This is a genomic window from Streptomyces sp. NBC_00094 (genome assembly GCF_026343125.1).
Taxonomy (GTDB): Bacteria; Actinomycetota; Actinomycetes; order Streptomycetales; family Streptomycetaceae; genus Streptomyces.
In genome coordinates this window covers 5,804,356-5,820,299 of sequence record NZ_JAPEMB010000001.1, presented here as the reverse complement: position 1 = coordinate 5,820,299, position 15,944 = coordinate 5,804,356, and the positions used below count along the sequence as shown (strand labels likewise).

Sequence of the window (15,944 nt, the reverse complement as noted above, 5' to 3'; positions counted from 1 at the left end):
AGCCGTGTGAGTTCTCGTGGGCCGTCCCGTGACCGTCATCGACGACCGGGGCGGCCCACACCGCGTCCAGGGACTGTCCGGCGAGGGCCCCTCAGTGCTTCAGCAGGGCTTTCGCCGCCACGATGATCAGCCCGAACGTCAGGTTGGCGACACCCTCGGCGATCACCAGGCGCCGGGAGGCGCCGGCACGGACGGCGCCGAGACACGCCCAGACGACCTGCTGGGCCACCGCGATGCCCAGGGCGAGCCAGAAGGCCGCGCCCACGCTCATCCCCAGCAGGGGGCTGACGGCCAGAGCGGCAGCCGGAAGGGTGACGGCTTCGACGATGGACCACTCGTCCGCGCCGACCCGGCGGATCTCCCGCCATGACCAGGGCTGACCGACCAGTCGCTCCCCCGCGAGACGTGCGTAGACGTGCGTGGCCCAGAAGACCAGACCGGTGATCACCAGCAACAGCACGAGCTGGAATCGCGGGTACTCCCCGGCGGTTCCGGCGGTGGCCACCACAGAGGCGGCAAGGAGCGAGCCGTAGATGGCGCCGGCGTAATCCGTCCGGCGCCCTTTCGGCAGGCTGGTGCGTTCCGCACGCTCGGGCATATCGCTCGGGCGACTCATCATCCCAAGATATGGGCCGGGTGCCGGCCGCGCCTTCCGGGAGACATCCCTCCCCACGTGCGCTTCGCGCCCTCGGTACGCCAATCGGATGATCTTCCTGGCGGGTCGTCGACTCCCTTCCGGGACGGCTGGAACGATGCGCCCATGACGCCGGGAGCAGGCAACACCGCGAGTTCGACCAAGGCGCGATCCGTCCTGCTGACCCTCGCGGCCGGTCAGTTCCTCATGGCGCTCGACAGTTCCGTCATGAACGTCTCGATCGCGACCGTGGCCGAGGACGTGGGCACGACGGTGACGGGCATCCAGGGGGCGATCACCGCCTACACCCTGGTGATGGCGATGTTCATGATCCCCGGAGGCAAGGTAGGGCGGCTGATCGGCCGCAAGCGCGCGTTCATGATCGGCTGCTGTGTCTACGGCTGCGGTTCGCTCACCACGGCGCTCGCACCGAACCTTCCCGTACTGCTGTTCGGCTGGGCGTTCCTCGAAGGGATCGGAGCGGCGCTCATCCTGCCGGCGATCGTGGCGCTCGTGGCCGGCAACTTCGCCGTGGAGCGCCGTCCCGCCGCCTACGGACTCGTCGCGGCCGCGGGGGCCGTGGCGATCGCGCTCGGGCCGCTCATCGGGGGCGTCGCGACGACGTACTTCTCCTGGCGGTGGGTCTTCGCCGGTGAGGTCCTGGTGGTGCTCGGCATCCTGTTCCTCGCCCGCGACATCGCCGACGCGGCGAGCGAGGAAAGCCCCCGCATCGACCTCGTCGGCGCCGTGCTCTCCGCCCTGGGGCTCGGGATCTTCGTCTACGGCGTCCTGCGCTCGGACGAATGGGGCTGGCTCCGGCCGAAGCCCGAAGCGCCCTCGCTGCTCGGGGTCTCCCCGGTCGTCTGGATGACGCTCGCGGGGCTGCTGCTGATCTGGCTCTTCCTCCGCTGGGAGGCCCGGCTCGTGAAGCGGGGCCGGGAGCCGCTCGTCGACCCGGCGATGCTGCGCAACAAGCAGCTCACCGGCGGGCTGACGATGTTCTTCTTCCAGTACCTCGTGCAGATGGGCGTGTTCTTCGTCGTACCCCTCTATCTGTCGGTCGCCCTGGGCCTTTCCGCGCTCCAGACCGGGGCCCGTCTCCTGCCGCTCTCGATCACCCTGCTGGCAGCCGCGGTCCTGATCCCCCGCTTCCTCCCGGACGTCTCCCCCCGGCGGGTGGTGCGGTTCGGGATCCTCGCGCTGCTCCTCGGCGCGGTGGTCCTGATGGGCGCGCTGGACGCGGACGCCGGTGCGGAGATCGTCACGGTGCCCCTCCTGTTCATCGGGCTCGGCATGGGCGCGCTGGCGTCCCAGCTCGGATCGGTCACCGTGTCCGCGGTGCCGGAGGCGCAGAGCGCGGAGGTCGGCGGCGTCCAGAACGCGGTCACCAACCTCGGCGCCTCGATCGGCACGGCACTCGCCGGGTCGCTCATGATCGCCGCGCTCACGTCGTCCTTCCTGACCACCGTGGCCCAGAATCCGGCGGTGCCGCCCGAGGTCACGAGTCAGGCGACCGTCGAACTCAGCAGTGGCGCGCCCTTCCTGTCGGACGCCCAGCTCACGACCGCCCTCGACGAGGCCGGTACGAGCGCGGAGGTGACGCGGGCGGTGCTGGACGCCAACACCGAGGCCCGGCTCGACGGCCTGCGCGCCGCACTCGCCATCCTCGCCTTCGCCGCCGCTCTCGCACTGTTCTTCACCCAGCGGATCCCGACGACCCAGCCCCGCGCGCCGACGTCCTAGGCGCGTACGCGGAAGGGCCCCGTCACCGCAGTGGTGACGGGGCCCTTCCGCGTACGGAGACCTACCGGGCGTCAGACGGCCGCCTTGCCGGCCGCGAAGGTGCGGGCGGTCAGGGCGACGCGGCGGCCGAGGTGCTCGGCGGTGGCGACATCGGCCTTGTGGACGCCCTCGGGACCCAGGTCGGTGTGGGTCTGGGCGCCGGCGCCGGAGAAGAACCCGAGGCGGTTGAGGTCGTTCTCGGAGGCCTCGCTGCTGTTCCAGCCCGGCTTCAGGCCGAGGTTGACCCAGGTCATGCCGTGCTGGCCGGCGAGGGTCTGGAAGTACTGCAGGGTGTGCAGCTTGTCGCCGCTCTTGGAGCCGGAGTTGGTGAAGCCGGCGGCGAGCTTGTCCAGCCAGGCGTCGGAGAACCAGCGCTTCGAGGTGGCCTCGGCGAACTGGTGGAAGGCGCCGGAGGCGGTGCCCATGTAGGTCGGGGAGCCGAAGACGATCGCGTCGGAGGAGTCGAGCAGCTCCCACTCGGCGTCGGTGATCCCGTCGACCTTGATCAGGTGGACGGTGGCGCCCGTGTCGGCGGCACCGTCACGGACGGCCTCGGCGAGGACGGCGGTGTGGCCGTAGCCGGAGTGGTAGGCGATGGAGACGACGGGGGTGGTCACAGGGGGCTCCTCGGTGGGGACTGCGGGGCGATGACCAGAAGTAGAGCACTAACTTTTGGAAAGCGCAAGCAGATGGGTAGCGCTGCCGTGGCGGTAAGCGCTGTACGCGAGTACGGTGGAGGGCATGACTGACGACCTCGCCTACGACGTGTTCGCACGGGCCTGCCCCTCGCGCGGCACGCTGGAGCACGTGACCGGCCGTTGGGGCAGCCTGACCCTCGGCGCCCTGCACGACGGGACGTTCCGCTTCAACGAGCTGCGGCGCCGGGTCGACGGCGTGAGCGAGAAGATGCTGTCGCAGACGCTCCACGCACTGGAGCGCGACGGCCTCGTCCACCGCGAGGCGCAACCCACGAACCCGCCGCGGGTCGACTACCGGCTCACCCCGCTCGGCCGCGAGATCGCGGAGCGGCTGATCGGTCTGATCATGCTGGTCGAGGGCCGAATGCCCGAGGTCGAGGCGGCGCGCGAGGCGTACGACACGGAGCGCGCGGCGCCCGTCACCACCTGACCGGCCGGACCCTCGTCACCACCTGACCCGGCCGGACTCTCGTCACCACCCGGCCGGCGGTCCCGTCACGCGCTCGCGCGCGGCGGGCGCTGGCAGCGGGGGCAGAAGTAGCTGGACCGGTTCATCCAGGGGCGTCGGCGCATCGGCGTACCGCAGCGGTGGCAGGGCTCGTCCTCGCGCCCGTAGGCGTCCAGCGAGCGGTCGAAGTAGCCGGACTCGCCGTTGACGTTCACGTACAGGCTGTCGAAGGTGGTGCCCCCGACCGCGAGCGCCTCGGTCATGACGTCCCGGGCGTGCCCGAGGAGCTCCGCCGAGCGCGGCCTGGTGAGGGTGGCGGTGGGCCGCTCGTAGTGCAGCCGGGACCGCCAGAGCGCCTCGTCCGCGTAGATGTTGCCGACGCCGCTGATCAGCGACTGGTCGAGCAACGCCCGCTTGACCGTCGTACGGCGCAGGCGCAGCGCGCGGTGGAAGGCCGCCTCGTCGAACTCGGGGTCCAGCGGATCCCGGGCGATGTGCGCGATGACGTCCGGCAGCCCGTCCGGGGTCTGGTCGTGGAGCGAGAGCCCGCCGAAGGTGCGCTGGTCGACGAAGCGGAGCTCGGTGCCGGCCGGGTCGTCGAAGCGGATCCGGATGCGGAGGTGCTTCTCGTCGGCGGCGTCCTCCGGCTGTACGAGGAGCTGGCCGCTCATGCCGAGGTGCCCGAGCACGGAGGTACCGGTGTCGGCCAGCGGCAGCCAGAGGTACTTGCCGCGCCGCCGCGCCACCTCGAACCGCTGCCCCTTCAGCCGCGCCGCGAAGTCGGCGCCGCCCGCCGGATGCCGCCGTACGGCCCTCGGGTGCAGCACCTCGACCTCGGTCACGGTCCGTCCGGCGACCCAGCGCTCCAGTCCGCGCCGTACGACCTCGACCTCGGGCAGCTCGGGCACGGGACTCCTCCGGACGACGTCGATCGACAGCGGTTCAACCCTACCGGCCGCGGGGCGACGGAAGAGGGGCCGGGAGGAACGGACGAGAGCCGGGGAGGAACGGAAGAGGGGTCGGGAAAAGACGAGAACCCCGCCCTGGGGCGGGGTTCTCGGGAAGCGGTGGACGAAAGCCGTCAGGCCTTCGCACCGTGAGTGGACGGAGAGGGGTCGGCGACCTCTCCCGTGCCGGCTTCGGCAGCGGCCTTGGCCGCCGCCACGCGCTCGTCCGCGGCCGCGCGAATCGCACGCCACGCGGACTCCGCCGCCTGCTGTTCCGCTTCCTTCTTGCTGCGGCCGGTGCCGGTGCCGTACGAGACACCACCGACGCGGGCGGCAGCAGTGAAGACCTTCTCGTGGTCCGGGCCCTCTTCGGAGACGAGGTACTCGGGCACACCCAGGCCCTCGGCCGCGGTGAGCTCCTGGAGACTGGTCTTCCAGTCCAGGCCGGCACCGAGGTTCGAGGACTTCTCGATCAGCGGGTCGAAGAGCCGGTGAACCAGCTCGGACGCCGCGTCGAGGCCCTGGTCGAGATAGACCGCGCCGATCACCGCTTCAAGGGTGTCGGCGAGGATGGACGCCTTGTCCCGGCCACCCGTGCCCTCTTCGCCCCGGCCGAGCCGGATGAAGGAGCCGAGTTCGAGGCCGCGACTGACCTCCGCAAGTGCACGTGAGTTGACCACCGCGGCCCGCAACTTGGCCAGCTGGCCTTCGGGCAGGTCGGGGTGGGTGCGGTACAGCGTGTCCGTGACCACCAGGCCCAGCACGGAGTCCCCGAGGAACTCCAGCCGCTCGTTGGTGGGCAGACCGCCGTTCTCGTACGCGAACGAACGGTGGGTCAGTGCACGCACCAGAAGGGCGGACTCGAGCCGATAGCCGAGCCGCCCTTCCAGAAGCGTGTGGGACGAGGCATGGTCCGTCTTGTCGTCCGTCTTGCGGGACTCAGACATTGCGCCTCTCACCAGCCCAATCAGACCGAGAGGACCTGGCGCTTGTTGTAGGTGCCGCAGCTCGGGCACGCGATGTGCTGCAGCTTCGGCTCCTGGCAACGCTCACACGAAACCAGGGTGGGGACCGCAGCCTTCCACTGCGACCGGCGGTGGCGCGTGTTGCTGCGCGACATCTTCCGCTTCGGAACAGCCACGGCTACTTCTCCTGCTTCTCGGCGGCGCTTCGGACGTCCCCGTCAGAGGCTTTGCCGCTCATGTTGTCCTTCTCATCGGTTCCCAGCGAACCGGCGAGTCCCTGCAATGCCGCCCAACGGGCGTCGACGGCATCATGGTGGTGGCCAGGGTTCTCGTTCAGGTCGGCTCCACACTCGGAGCACAGACCCGCACAGTCTTCCCGGCACACCGGCTGCATCGGCAGTGCGAGCACCACCGCATCAAGCAGCAAAGGTTCGAGGTCGAACATGCCGTCCTCGAGGGGGGTCATGCTCTCGTCTTCCTCGGCTTCGTCGTCCGCGGCCGCCTTGGAGCGGCCCCGGTCGTCGGAGTCGGGGTACGAGAACATCTCCTGGAAGTCCACGTCGAGCTCCAGCTCGACGGGCTCCAGACACCTTACGCACTCCCCCTCGGCCGATGCACGGGCGGTGCCTGTGACAAGCACCCCTTCCATGACCGACTCAAGACGGAGATCGATTTCCACGGAAGCGCCCTCGGGCACTCCGATGACCCCTTCGACGCCGAGGGCCGTGGGGGCCTCGACCGTGCGCGAGATCCTCTGGAGGGCGCCAGGACGCCGCCCCAGCTCGTGCGTGTCGAACACGAGGGGGTTGCGGTGGTCAAGGCGCGTGCTCAGGGCTCTTCCCGCTTTCGAATCGTGTGGGGGCTGCCAGACGTGGGCAGCACGGATCGCGGAATACGCGCGATCGAAGAGCCAGGATACGTGACTCTTCGCTCAGGGCCCAATCCGGGGCCCGGGCCCCATTACTGCCCCTGTTCGTACCGGCGCAACTGCTCCAGGTCGATCATGCTCGTGTCGAAGAAACTGGTCTCGTCGAGCGCGGCGGACGGCGCCTGCTGCGGGGCCTGCGGCTGGTACACGTGCTGCTGCTCGTAGCCGTACTGACCCTGGTACGCGTACGGGTCGGGCTGCTGCTGGTACCCGTACGGGTCCGGCTGCTGCTGGTAGCCGTACGCCGGGTCCTGCTGCGGCTGCTGAGGCTGCTGCTGGTACCCGTACGGGTCGGGCTGCTGCTGGGCCGGGATCTGCGCGGGGGCCTGCGCGGCGATCGGGGCCGGCTGGGGGTCGGCGAGCTCCGCGAGCCCGGCGAGGTAGTCGGCGTCGCTGGTGTGCACCGTGCCGCCGAGGCCGTCCTGGGCGGCCATGTGCTCGCCGAGGTCGTCGGTGGCGATCCGGCCGTGCAGCTTCTGCCGGCCGCGTCCGACGGCCTCCAGGGTCTTGCTGAGCACCGCCTCGAAGGCGCCGAGCTTGGCGTCCACGTACTCGTCGGCCCGGCTGATCAGGGTCTGCGGGTCCGCGCTGTACTCGGGGGCGTCCTCGTCCGCGTACCCGTTCGGGTCGAGGCCCGGGCCGCGGCCGAGGAGCTTCTCGCGGCCCCGGTCGACGGAGCCGATGGTCTTGTTGAGGACCACCTCGAAGTTGGCGAGCTTGGAGTCGACGTAGTCGTCGGCCTCGGCCCGGACCTCCTCGGCCTCGCGGCGGGCCTCGGCGAGGATCCGGTCCGCCTCGCCCTGCGACTCCCGGGCGACCTGGGTGTCGGAGACGATCGAACCGCGCTCGGCGTGGGCGGCCTCGATGATCCGGTCGGCCTCCTGGCGGGCCTGCTCGACCAGCTGCTCACGGCCGCCGATCAGCTCCTGGGCCTGGGCGAGGGAGCCGGGCAGGGCGTCCCGTACCTCTTCGAGCAGGGCGAGCAGCTCGGCCCGGTTGACCACACAGGATGCCGACATGGGCATGGAACGGGCGCCCTGCACGGTCGCGACGATCTCGTCGAGCTTCTTCTGCACGTCCACCGGGTGCTCGCCACTCTCTACAGCTGGATGGAGACGGACGGGACGACTGTAAGGGCAGTCGGCTCCCGTCCGACACCAGGTGACGGAGCGTCAGTGGAGGTGGCCGGGTGTCACTTCTGCGCGAGGCGCTCGGTCAGCCGGCCGAGGACCTGCGGCGGGACCAGGTGCGAGACGTCGCCGCCCCAGGCCGCCACCTCCTTGACCAGCGAGGAGGAGAGGAAGCTGTACGTCGGGTTGGTGGGGACGAAGAGGGTCTCCACGCCCGAGAGGCCGATGTTCATCTGCGCCATCTGCAACTCGTAGTCGAAGTCGCTGACCGCGCGCAGGCCCTTGACGATCGCGGGGATGTCGCGCTGCTTGCAGAAGTCGACGAGCAGCCCGTGGAAGGCCTCCACCTCGACGTTGCCGAAGCCGGCGGTGACCTCGCGGATCAGGTCGATCCGCTCCTCGACCGTGAACAGCCCCTTCTTGGACTGGTTGATCATCACCGCGACATGTACGACGTCGTACAGCTTGGAGGCGCGGGCGATGATGTCGAGATGTCCGTTGGTGATGGGGTCGAATGACCCCGGACATACGGCGCGGCGCAACGTGGGTCCCTCGCTCTCCGGTCCGGTCATCGTGCGTCTTCGCACGTAGAGGCGGCGCGACCGTACCAAAACGTTCCCTCGCCGTAACGACGGGCCCGCAGTGGCTCGAAACCGGCCGGCCAGTCGAACTCCCCGCCTCTGGTGCTGCGCTCCACGGTGACGAGAGCATCGCCCGTGAGCCAGCCCTCCGAGCGGAGTGTGAGCAGGATCTCGCGAAGATCGTCGTCCGCGACGGCGTACGGAGGGTCGAGGAAGACCAGGTCGTACGGGTCGGCCGGGGCCGGTCCCGTCACGATCTGTTCCGCCTTGCCGGTGCGGAGTTCGGCGCCCGGCAGGCCGAGCGACGTGATGTTCTCGCGGATCGTCTTCGCGGCGCGGGGCTCGGCCTCGACGAGGAGCGCGTGGACCGCGCCCCGGGAGAGCGCTTCGAGGCCGACGGCGCCGGAACCCGCGTACAGGTCGGCGACCCGGGTCCCGTCGAGGGTGCCGAGGAATGCCTCCCAGGTGGAGAAGAGGCCCTCGCGCGCCCGGTCGGAGGTGGGGCGGGTGCCGGTGCCGGGGGGCACGGCCAGTCGGCGTCCGCCGGCGGTGCCGGCGATCACGCGGGTCATCGGTGTCCTCGTTCTCCATGAGCCAGTGCGTACGCATCAGCTTATGGCGGTTGCCGTCGCCCTGGGGTCAGCCCTTCTCCAGGTACTCCTCCCGGTCCTTGTCGAGCAGGGCTTCGAGGGCGGTGCGCAGGCCGGGGTGGGCGGTGAGGTCCGGGTCGGCGAGGACCAGGGTGGTGGCCTCCTCGCGGGCGGCGGCGATGACCTCCTCGTCGTCGATGACGGTGAGCATCTTCAGGGAGGAGCGGACGCCGGACTGGGCCTGGCCGAGGACGTCGCCCTCGCGGCGCTGTTCGAGGTCGATACGGGAGAGCTCGAAGCCGTCGAGGGTGGCGGCGACGGCGGCGAGGCGCTGCCGGGCGGGGCTCGCCTCGGGCATCTCGGAGACGAGGAGGCAGAGCCCGGGGGCGGAGCCTCGGCCGACGCGGCCGCGGAGCTGGTGGAGCTGGGAGACGCCGAACCGGTCGGCGTCCATGATCACCATGGCCGTGGCGTTGGGCACGTTGACGCCGACCTCGATGACGGTGGTGGCGACGAGGACGTCGAGCTCGCCGGCGGCGTAGCGGCGCATGACGTCGTCCTTGTCGTCGGGGTGCATGCGCCCGTGCAGGACGGCGATCCGCAGGCCCGCGAGGGGGCCCGTACGGAGCTTCTCCGCGACCTCCAGGACGGCGAGCGGCGGACGCTTCTCGGCCTCGTCCTCGGCGGAGGCCTTGGACTTCTTCTTCTGGTCCTCCTCGTCGCCGATGCGGGGGCAGACCACGTACGCCTGGTGGCCGTTCTCGACCTCCTCGCGCACGCGCTCCCAGGCCCGCGCGAGGAAGTGCGGTTTGTCGGCGGCGGGGACGACGTGGGTGGCGATCGGGGAGCGGCCGGCCGGGAGCTGGTCGAGGACGGAGGTCTCCAGGTCACCGAAGACGGTCATGGCGACGGTGCGCGGGATGGGGGTGGCGGTCATCACCAGGAGGTGAGGCGGCTGCTTCCCCTTGCCGCGCAGGGCGTCGCGCTGCTCGACGCCGAAGCGGTGCTGCTCGTCGACGACGACCAGGCCGAGGTCGTGGAACTGGACCTTGTCCTCGATCAGCGCGTGCGTGCCGATGACGATCCCGGCCTCGCCGGTGACGAGGTCGAGGAGGGCCTGTCGGCGGGCGGCCATGCCCATGGAGCCGGTGAGCAGGACGACCTTGGTGGCGCGCTCGGCGCCGCCGAGCATCCCGCCCTCGGCGAGCTCGCCCATCATCTCGGTGACCGAGCGGTGGTGCTGCTGGGCGAGGACCTCGGTGGGGGCGAGCATCGCGGCCTGTCCCCCGGAGTCGACGACGGCGAGCATGGCGCGCAGGGCCACCATCGTCTTGCCCGAACCGACTTCTCCCTGGAGGAGCCGGTGCATGGGGTGTTCGGTGGCGAGGTCGTCGAAGATCTCGCGGGAGACCTTCTGCTGGCCGTCGGTGAGGGTGAAGGGGAGCTTGGCGTCGAAGGCGTCGAGGATGGCGCCGGGCACGGGGCGCCGGGCGACGGCGGGAAGCTGGGTGTCGGCGTGCCGGCGGCGGGCGAGGGCGACCTGGAGGACGAAGGCCTCGTCCCACTTGAGCCGGTCGCGGGCGTCGGCGACGTCCGCCTTCGTACGGGGGCGGTGGATCTTCCGCAGGGCGTCGGGGAGCTCGGCGAGGCCGCGGCCCTCTCGCAGGGCGGGCGGCAGGGGGTCGACGGCGTCGGCGGCGCTCGGCAGCACGGCGTCGACCGCCTTGGCGATCTTCCAGGACTCCAGTTTGGTGGTGGCCGGGTAGATCGGGATGAGGGCTCCGGCCCAGGTGTCCACGGCCTCCTCGCCATCGCCGCGGAGGAGTTCGTACGCGGGGTGGGCGAGCTGGAGGCGCCGGTTGAAGAGCGAGACCTTGCCGGAGAACATCGCACGGGTGCCGGGCAGCAGGTCCTTGTGCGGCTTGTGCACGCCCTTGCCGAAGAAGACCAGTTGGAGGCGGCCGCTGCCGTCCGTGATGGTCACTTCGAGGCGCTGGCCGCGTCCCTTGGAGCCGTTGAAGGTGAGCACGCGGGCGTCGGCGACCTGGGCGACCACCGTGACGTGCTCGTCGAGCGGCAGGTCGGAGAGCGTCGTCAGCTCCCCGCGCTCGGCGTACCGGCGGGGGTAGTGGTGGAGCAGGTCACCGACCGTGTGCAGGTCGAGTGCCTCGGCCATGACCTTGGCGGTGGCGGGGCCGAGGGACTTCTTGAGTGGTTCGTCGAGCACGGGCACGCGTTCCATTGCACACCACGGCACCGACAGTCGGGTCATTCCACTCCGATGAGCAGCGGCGGCGCGCCCTCTCCCGCGTGGTACGTGGTGGTGTCGACGGCCAGGTAGCCGCGGCGGACGTGGCTCTCCAGGGCGGCGGCGAGGTCGGGCGGGGTGTCGTCGGAGACGATCAGGGTGACGAGTTCGCCGCCCGCCGAGAGCATGCGGTCCAGGACGGTGCGGGCGGTGTCGGTGAGGTCCTGGCCGATGACCGCGACGTCGCCCTCGATGAGGCCGAGGACGTCGCCGGCCTGGCAGACACCGGCCGAGGTGAAGGACTGGCGTTCGGCGACGGCGAGTTCGGCGTAGCGGGTGGCGCCGGCGGCGGCCGTCATGGCGACGACGTCCTCGTCGAAGCTGCGGTCCGGTTCGTGGACGGCGAGGGCGGCGATGCCCTGGACGGCGGCCCGGGTCGGGATGAGGGCGACACGGATGCCCTCCGCCCTGGCCCGTTCGGCGGCCGCCGCGGCCGTCTGGCGCAGCTCGGTGTCGTTGGGCAGGAGGACGACCTCGCGTGCGTGCGCCCGCCGGATGGCGTCGACGAGTTCGTCTCCGGCGGGCGGTTCGCCGGGCCGGGTCTGGACGGTGGTGGCGCCGGCCTCGGCGCAGAGCCCGGCCAGGCCCTCGCCGGGGACGACGGCGACGACGGCGCGCTGGGCCCGTTCCCCGGGGCCGTCGGCCGCGGCCGGCACGGTGCTCGCGAAGTGGGTGATACGGATCCGGTGCGGCCGTCCGGCCTCGACGCCGGCCTCGACGGCGGCGCCCGCGTCGTCGACGTGCACGTGGACGTTCCACAGCCCGTCACCGCCGACGACGACGAGGGACTCCCCCAGCGTGTCGAGCCGGGCCCGCAGCAGCTCCACGGACGCGTCCTCGGCCTCCAGGAGGTAGATCACCTCGTAGGCGGGTCCGTCCTGGGTGCCGCACTCCTCGGGTGCGAGGGGGCCCGCGGGTACGACCACGCCGTGCGGCGGTGTCTCCGGGCCGGGCGGTGTCCGTCCGGTGACGGTCTCCACGAGGGCCCCGAGGACGGCCACCAGGCCCCGTCCGCCGGCGTCCACGACTCCGGCGCGGGTGAGGACGTCCAGTTGCCCCCGGGTGGTCGCCAGGGCCTCCCTGGCCCCCTCGTAGGCGTCTTCCGCCACCTCCGCGAGCCCGCCGCCCCCCGTGCAGGCCCGCGCGGCGGCGGAGGCCACCGTGAGGATCGTGCCCTCGACGGGATGGGCGACGGCGAGGCGGGCCGCGGTGGCGGCCTCGGCGAGGGCGCGGGCGAGGTGATCACCGTCACGTCCGTCGGCGAGCACGCCCGCCATGCCGCGCAGCAGCTGGGCGAGGATCGTCCCGGAGTTGCCGCGGGCGCCGAGCAGGGCGCCGTGCGCCATGGCCCGTACGGTCTCGCCGGCGTCGGGTTCGGCGGCCGCGAAGACGGCCTCGACGGCCTGGTGGGCGGCTTCCGCCGTCAGGTACAGGTTGGTGCCGGTGTCCCCGTCCGCGACCGGGTAGACGTTGATCGCGTCGATCTCCTCGCGCTCCCGCCCGAGGGCGTCAAGCGCCCGCGCGGACCAGGTCCGGAGCGCTTCGGCGTCGAGCTCGACGAGCTCCTCGAAAGGCTGAAGGGCTCGCGACAACAGGGGGCCTCCTTCGGCGGTGAGCTCACCGCAGGGTAGACCCGGGGTGTCCTTCCCCCAAGCTCTCGGCTTCGCTCGAGCAGGGGGGACCCCCAGTGGCCTGGGCCGGGGGCGAGGTCGGCGCAGACCATGGTAGTTTCGTTCCACCGAAGCAGGCGTTGTATGCTGCTTCGGTTGCCCGGTTCACACCGGGCCATCCCCCGGCAAGCCACTTCAGACTCCTGATTCCGGTGCGCCGGATTTCACTGTAATTCTGAAGTCTTTGGAGTGACCCGTGGCTGCCAACTGCGACGTCTGCGGCAAGGGGCCGGGCTTCGGCAACAACATTTCGCACTCGCACCGCCGTACGTCCCGTCGCTGGAACCCGAACATCCAGCGCGTGCGTGCCGTGGTCGGTCGGACGCCGAAGCGGCTCAACGTCTGCACCTCGTGCATCAAGGCCGGCAAGGTCTCGCGCTAATTGCGACGTTTCGTCGTAGCGCAGCCCCTGCGGTTGCCTTGAGAGGCCGGTTCACCTAGGTGAACCGGCCTCTTGCCTTGCCCTGGCACGGTCACGCTCTGTGAGCGGGCGGCTCCCGAAGTGGTTACTTCCTGAACTTCCAGCCGTGGTCGACCGGGCCTATGCCCGAGCCCAGGGCGAATCCTGCGGCGATGGCCCCGGTCACGTACTCCTTGGCCCGTCGCACCGCCTCCGGCACCGGCAGGCCCCCGGCGAGCCCCGCGGCCACCGCCGAGGCGAGCGTGCAGCCCGTGCCGTGGGTGTGCCGGTTGTCGTGCCGGGGCGCGCGCAGCCAGTGCTCCTCCGTGCCGTCCGTGAGCAGGTCCACGGCCTCCTGGCCCGTCGGCAGGTGCCCGCCCTTGATCAGGGCCCAGCGCGGCCCGTACGAGAGGATCGCCTCCGCCGCCGACCTCATGTCGCTCTCGTGCACGACGTGCACGCCTGTGAGCTGCGCCACCTCGTCCAGGTTGGGCGTGGCGACGGTCGCGACCGGCAGCAGTCTCGTACGAACGGAGTCGAGCGCGGAGGCCGCGAGCAGCGCGTCCCCGTGCTTGGAGACCCCGACCGGGTCCACGACCACCGGTGCCGCCGTCCCGGCGAGCAGCTCGGCCACGGTCTCGACGAGGTCGGCGGAGGCCAGCATGCCGGTCTTCACGGCCTGCACGCCGATGTCGTCGACGACGGCCCGGTACTGGGCGCGTACGGCTTCCGCCGGCAGCTCCCAGGCGCCCTGGACGCCCCGCGAGTTCTGCGCGGTGACGGCGGTGAGCACGCTCATGCCGTGGACGCCGAGGGCGAGCATGGTCTTCAGGTCGGCCTGGATGCCGGCGCCGCCGCCGGAGTCGGATCCGGCGACGGTGAGCACGAGCGGGGGCCGAGCCGTCACTCCGTCTCCCCGAAGTGGTCCCAGCCGCCCGCGCTGTGCCAGGGGGCGCCGTCCACGGTGACCTGCGGCAGCGCCGAGGGGTTGAGGACCTCGCCGATGACCTTCCAGCGGGCGGGGAGCTTCACGTCCGGCGGGAAGGTGGCCACGATGGCGTGGTCCTCTCCCCCGGTGAGCACCCACTGCATGGGGTCGACGCCGACGGCCTGGCCGATGTCGTTCATCTGGGTGGGGATGTCGATGAGCCCGGAGTGCAGGTCGATGCGGACCTTGCTGGCCTCGGCGATGTGGCCGAGGTCGGCGATGAGGCCGTCGCTGACGTCGCACATGGCGGTGGCGCCGAGTCCCGCGGCCGCGGGGCCCGCGTGGTACGGCGGCTCGGGCCTGCGGTGGGCCTCGACGAAGGCGCGGGGGGAGCGGAAGCCGCGGGAGAGGACCGCGTAGCCGGCGGCGGACCAGCCGAGCCAGCCGGTGTAGGCGACGACGTCGCCGGGCTGGGCCCCGCCCCGGGTCACCGGGTCGTGGTTGCGCAGGTCGCCGAGGGCGGTGATGGCGATGGTGATGGTGTCGCCGCGGACGACGTCGCCGCCGACCACCGCGGCGCCAGCGACCTGACATTCGTCGCGCAGCCCGTCCATGAGTTCGACGGGCCAGGTGGCGGGAAGTTCGGCGGGGACGACGAGGCCGAGGAGGAGCGCGGTGGGGACCGCGCCCATGGCGGCGATGTCGGCGAGGTTCTGCGCGGCGGCCTTGCGGCCGACGTCGTACGCCGTCGACCAGTCGCGGCGGAAGTGACGTCCTTCGAGGAGGATGTCCGTGCTGGCCACCACGCGCCGGTCGGGGGCGGAGACGACCGCGGCGTCGTCGCCGGGCCCGATCCGTACCGCCGGGGTGGAGGTGAGCCGGGACGTGAGCTCTCTGATGAGCCCGAACTCGCCCAGCTCTCCGACTGTGCCCTTCACCGCGCCTCACCTCGTGTCTTCGTGCCGGCCGGCGGGCGGGGGCGCGTCTGGGCGCGCCGCGGGTCGCGGGCCGTCACCATGCTGGGTACCGTCAAGTAGACCGTCAACTTCTGTCGTGCGTACACCACAACGCGAGCGCCCCGGGACACGCAGGTCTCCCCGCGGCCCGCGGCGACGCGGTACCGTGGCGTCTCTTTCTCCCACAAGATCCTCGTGGTCGCCCTGGAGGTTCCGTGGTTCAGGCGTACATCCTCATCCAGACCGAGGTGGGCAAGGCGTCGACCGTCGCCGAGACCATCTCCAAGATCCCGGGGGTGCTCCAGGCCGAAGATGTGACCGGTCCGTACGACGTGATCGTGCGCGCGCAGGCCGACACGGTCGATGATTTGGGCCGCATGGTGGTCGCCAAGGTCCAGCAAGTGGACGGCATCACGCGCACCCTCACCTGCCCGGTCGTTCATCTGTAGCCCCCGTCTACGCTTGGCCGGTGATGTCATCCCACCGGCCCTTCGGCCTGCCCGCCGCCGTCGCGGCGACCGTCCTGCTGCTGGCCGCCACCGGTTGTTCCTCGTCGGACGCCGGGGCGTCCGTCGCGGTTCCCCGGCCCCCGGCGGCGGAGGCGGCCCTCTGCCAGGACCTGGCGAAGGAGCTTCCCGACACCGTGGCGGGGCTGGAGCGGAGTGACCCGGAGCCCGGCTCCGAGTTGACCGCCGGCTGGGGTGACGGTGCGATCGTACTGCGCTGCGGGGTGCCCCGGCCCGAAAAGATGAGCGATCCGAACGCGCAGGCCGTCGAGGCGAACGGCGTGAACTGGATGCTGGAGCGGCCGGAGGGCGGCGGGCCCCGTTTCACCTCGGTGTACCGCAAGACGTACGTCGAGGTGCAGATGGACGAGCGGTACACGCACGACGCCACACCGCTCGCGGATCTCGCCACTCCCGTACGGAAGACCGTGCCGCCCAGCCTCTGAGAGGCGGCGGCACGGTCTTCCGGAGTG

At 71.3% G+C, this 15,944-nt stretch carries 18 protein-coding genes; 5 read left to right on the top strand and 13 right to left on the bottom strand.

Annotated elements, in window-relative coordinates:
• Positions 1-91: 91 nt before the first annotated feature.
• Entirely contained in the window at positions 92-598 is a 507-nt protein-coding gene (locus tag OG580_RS25980; RefSeq protein WP_267046068.1) for a hypothetical protein, read from the bottom strand.
• 162 nt (positions 599-760) lie between these two features.
• Here OG580_RS25980 and OG580_RS25975 point away from each other — a divergent pair, with 162 nt between their 5' ends.
• Positions 761-2,377 (top strand): MFS transporter, encoded by a 1,617-nt coding sequence (locus tag OG580_RS25975; RefSeq protein ID WP_267046067.1) that lies wholly within the window; start codon positions 761-763, stop codon positions 2,375-2,377.
• Positions 2,378-2,448: 71 nt separating this feature from the next.
• Here the strand turns inward: OG580_RS25975 and OG580_RS25970 are convergent, their stop codons facing one another.
• Positions 2,449-3,033 (bottom strand): flavodoxin family protein, encoded by a 585-nt coding sequence (locus OG580_RS25970; protein WP_267046066.1) that lies wholly within the window; start codon positions 3,031-3,033, stop codon positions 2,449-2,451.
• A 124-nt stretch (positions 3,034-3,157) separates the two neighbouring features.
• Between OG580_RS25970 and OG580_RS25965 the strand changes: the two genes are divergently transcribed.
• On the top strand, positions 3,158-3,544 hold the full coding sequence (locus OG580_RS25965; protein ID WP_267046065.1) for a helix-turn-helix domain-containing protein: 387 nt from the start codon (positions 3,158-3,160) through the stop codon (positions 3,542-3,544).
• A gap of 65 nt (positions 3,545-3,609) precedes the next feature.
• Here the strand turns inward: OG580_RS25965 and mutM are convergent, their stop codons facing one another.
• From mutM to OG580_RS25920, 9 genes are all read right to left on the bottom strand, one after another.
• Positions 3,610-4,470 (bottom strand): bifunctional DNA-formamidopyrimidine glycosylase/DNA-(apurinic or apyrimidinic site) lyase, encoded by an 861-nt coding sequence (gene mutM, locus OG580_RS25960; RefSeq protein ID WP_267046064.1) that lies wholly within the window; start codon positions 4,468-4,470, stop codon positions 3,610-3,612.
• 173 nt (positions 4,471-4,643) lie between these two features.
• Positions 4,644-5,456, bottom strand: a complete 813-nt coding sequence (rnc, locus tag OG580_RS25955) for a ribonuclease III (RefSeq protein ID WP_267046062.1) — start codon at positions 5,454-5,456, stop codon at positions 4,644-4,646.
• A 20-nt stretch (positions 5,457-5,476) separates the two neighbouring features.
• Entirely contained in the window at positions 5,477-5,650 is a 174-nt protein-coding gene (gene rpmF / locus OG580_RS25950; protein ID WP_015036448.1) for a 50S ribosomal protein L32, read from the bottom strand.
• A 2-nt stretch (positions 5,651-5,652) separates the two neighbouring features.
• Positions 5,653-6,306, bottom strand: a complete 654-nt coding sequence (locus OG580_RS25945) for a DUF177 domain-containing protein (protein WP_267048130.1) — start codon at positions 6,304-6,306, stop codon at positions 5,653-5,655.
• 128 nt (positions 6,307-6,434) lie between these two features.
• Positions 6,435-7,484, bottom strand: coding sequence for a cell division initiation protein (locus tag OG580_RS25940; RefSeq protein WP_267046061.1), 1,050 nt, complete (start codon positions 7,482-7,484; stop codon positions 6,435-6,437).
• A 110-nt stretch (positions 7,485-7,594) separates the two neighbouring features.
• Positions 7,595-8,074 (bottom strand): pantetheine-phosphate adenylyltransferase, encoded by a 480-nt coding sequence (coaD, locus tag OG580_RS25935; RefSeq protein ID WP_267048129.1) that lies wholly within the window; start codon positions 8,072-8,074, stop codon positions 7,595-7,597.
• 26 nt (positions 8,075-8,100) lie between these two features.
• A complete protein-coding gene (rsmD, locus tag OG580_RS25930; protein ID WP_267046060.1) occupies positions 8,101-8,685 on the bottom strand; it encodes a 16S rRNA (guanine(966)-N(2))-methyltransferase RsmD in 585 nt (194 codons plus the stop codon).
• A 67-nt stretch (positions 8,686-8,752) separates the two neighbouring features.
• Complete coding sequence (gene recG, locus OG580_RS25925) at positions 8,753-10,945, bottom strand: ATP-dependent DNA helicase RecG (protein WP_267046059.1); 2,193 nt, start codon at positions 10,943-10,945, stop codon at positions 8,753-8,755.
• A 26-nt stretch (positions 10,946-10,971) separates the two neighbouring features.
• Positions 10,972-12,603 (bottom strand): DAK2 domain-containing protein, encoded by a 1,632-nt coding sequence (locus tag OG580_RS25920; protein ID WP_267046058.1) that lies wholly within the window; start codon positions 12,601-12,603, stop codon positions 10,972-10,974.
• A gap of 274 nt (positions 12,604-12,877) precedes the next feature.
• Here OG580_RS25920 and rpmB point away from each other — a divergent pair, with 274 nt between their 5' ends.
• Entirely contained in the window at positions 12,878-13,063 is a 186-nt protein-coding gene (gene rpmB, locus OG580_RS25915; RefSeq protein ID WP_003957616.1) for a 50S ribosomal protein L28, read from the top strand.
• Between the two features lie 124 nt (positions 13,064-13,187).
• Here rpmB and thiD read toward each other — a convergent pair whose 3' ends face one another.
• The gene (gene thiD / locus OG580_RS25910) at positions 13,188-13,988 is read right to left on the bottom strand and encodes a bifunctional hydroxymethylpyrimidine kinase/phosphomethylpyrimidine kinase (RefSeq protein WP_267046057.1); all 801 of its coding nucleotides are present in this window, start codon (positions 13,986-13,988) and stop codon (positions 13,188-13,190) included.
• Positions 13,985-14,947, bottom strand: a complete 963-nt coding sequence (locus tag OG580_RS25905) for a thiamine-phosphate kinase (RefSeq protein ID WP_267046056.1) — start codon at positions 14,945-14,947, stop codon at positions 13,985-13,987. Before OG580_RS25905 ends, thiD begins: the two co-directional genes overlap by 4 nt.
• Positions 14,948-15,180: 233 nt before the next feature.
• Here OG580_RS25905 and OG580_RS25900 point away from each other — a divergent pair, with 233 nt between their 5' ends.
• Together OG580_RS25900 and OG580_RS25895 are read left to right on the top strand one after the other, a co-directional pair.
• On the top strand, positions 15,181-15,414 hold the full coding sequence (locus OG580_RS25900) for an Lrp/AsnC family transcriptional regulator (RefSeq protein ID WP_003993216.1): 234 nt from the start codon (positions 15,181-15,183) through the stop codon (positions 15,412-15,414).
• Between the two features lie 23 nt (positions 15,415-15,437).
• Complete coding sequence (locus OG580_RS25895; RefSeq protein ID WP_267048128.1) at positions 15,438-15,917, top strand: DUF3515 domain-containing protein; 480 nt, start codon at positions 15,438-15,440, stop codon at positions 15,915-15,917.
• Positions 15,918-15,944: the final 27 nt, after the last annotated feature.

Coding starts and splice junctions, on each gene's coding strand:
- OG580_RS25980 (WP_267046068.1), bottom strand. CDS start 598: ATGCCCGAGCGTGCGGAACGCACCAGCCTGCCGAAAGGGCGCCGGACG.
- OG580_RS25975 (WP_267046067.1), top strand. CDS start 761: ATGACGCCGGGAGCAGGCAACACCGCGAGTTCGACCAAGGCGCGATCC.
- OG580_RS25965 (WP_267046065.1), top strand. CDS start 3,158: ATGACTGACGACCTCGCCTACGACGTGTTCGCACGGGCCTGCCCCTCG.
- rnc (WP_267046062.1), bottom strand. CDS start 5,456: ATGTCTGAGTCCCGCAAGACGGACGACAAGACGGACCATGCCTCGTCC.
- rsmD (WP_267046060.1), bottom strand. CDS start 8,685: ATGACCCGCGTGATCGCCGGCACCGCCGGCGGACGCCGACTGGCCGTG.
- recG (WP_267046059.1), bottom strand. CDS start 10,945: ATGGAACGCGTGCCCGTGCTCGACGAACCACTCAAGAAGTCCCTCGGC.
- OG580_RS25895 (WP_267048128.1), top strand. CDS start 15,438: ATGTCATCCCACCGGCCCTTCGGCCTGCCCGCCGCCGTCGCGGCGACC.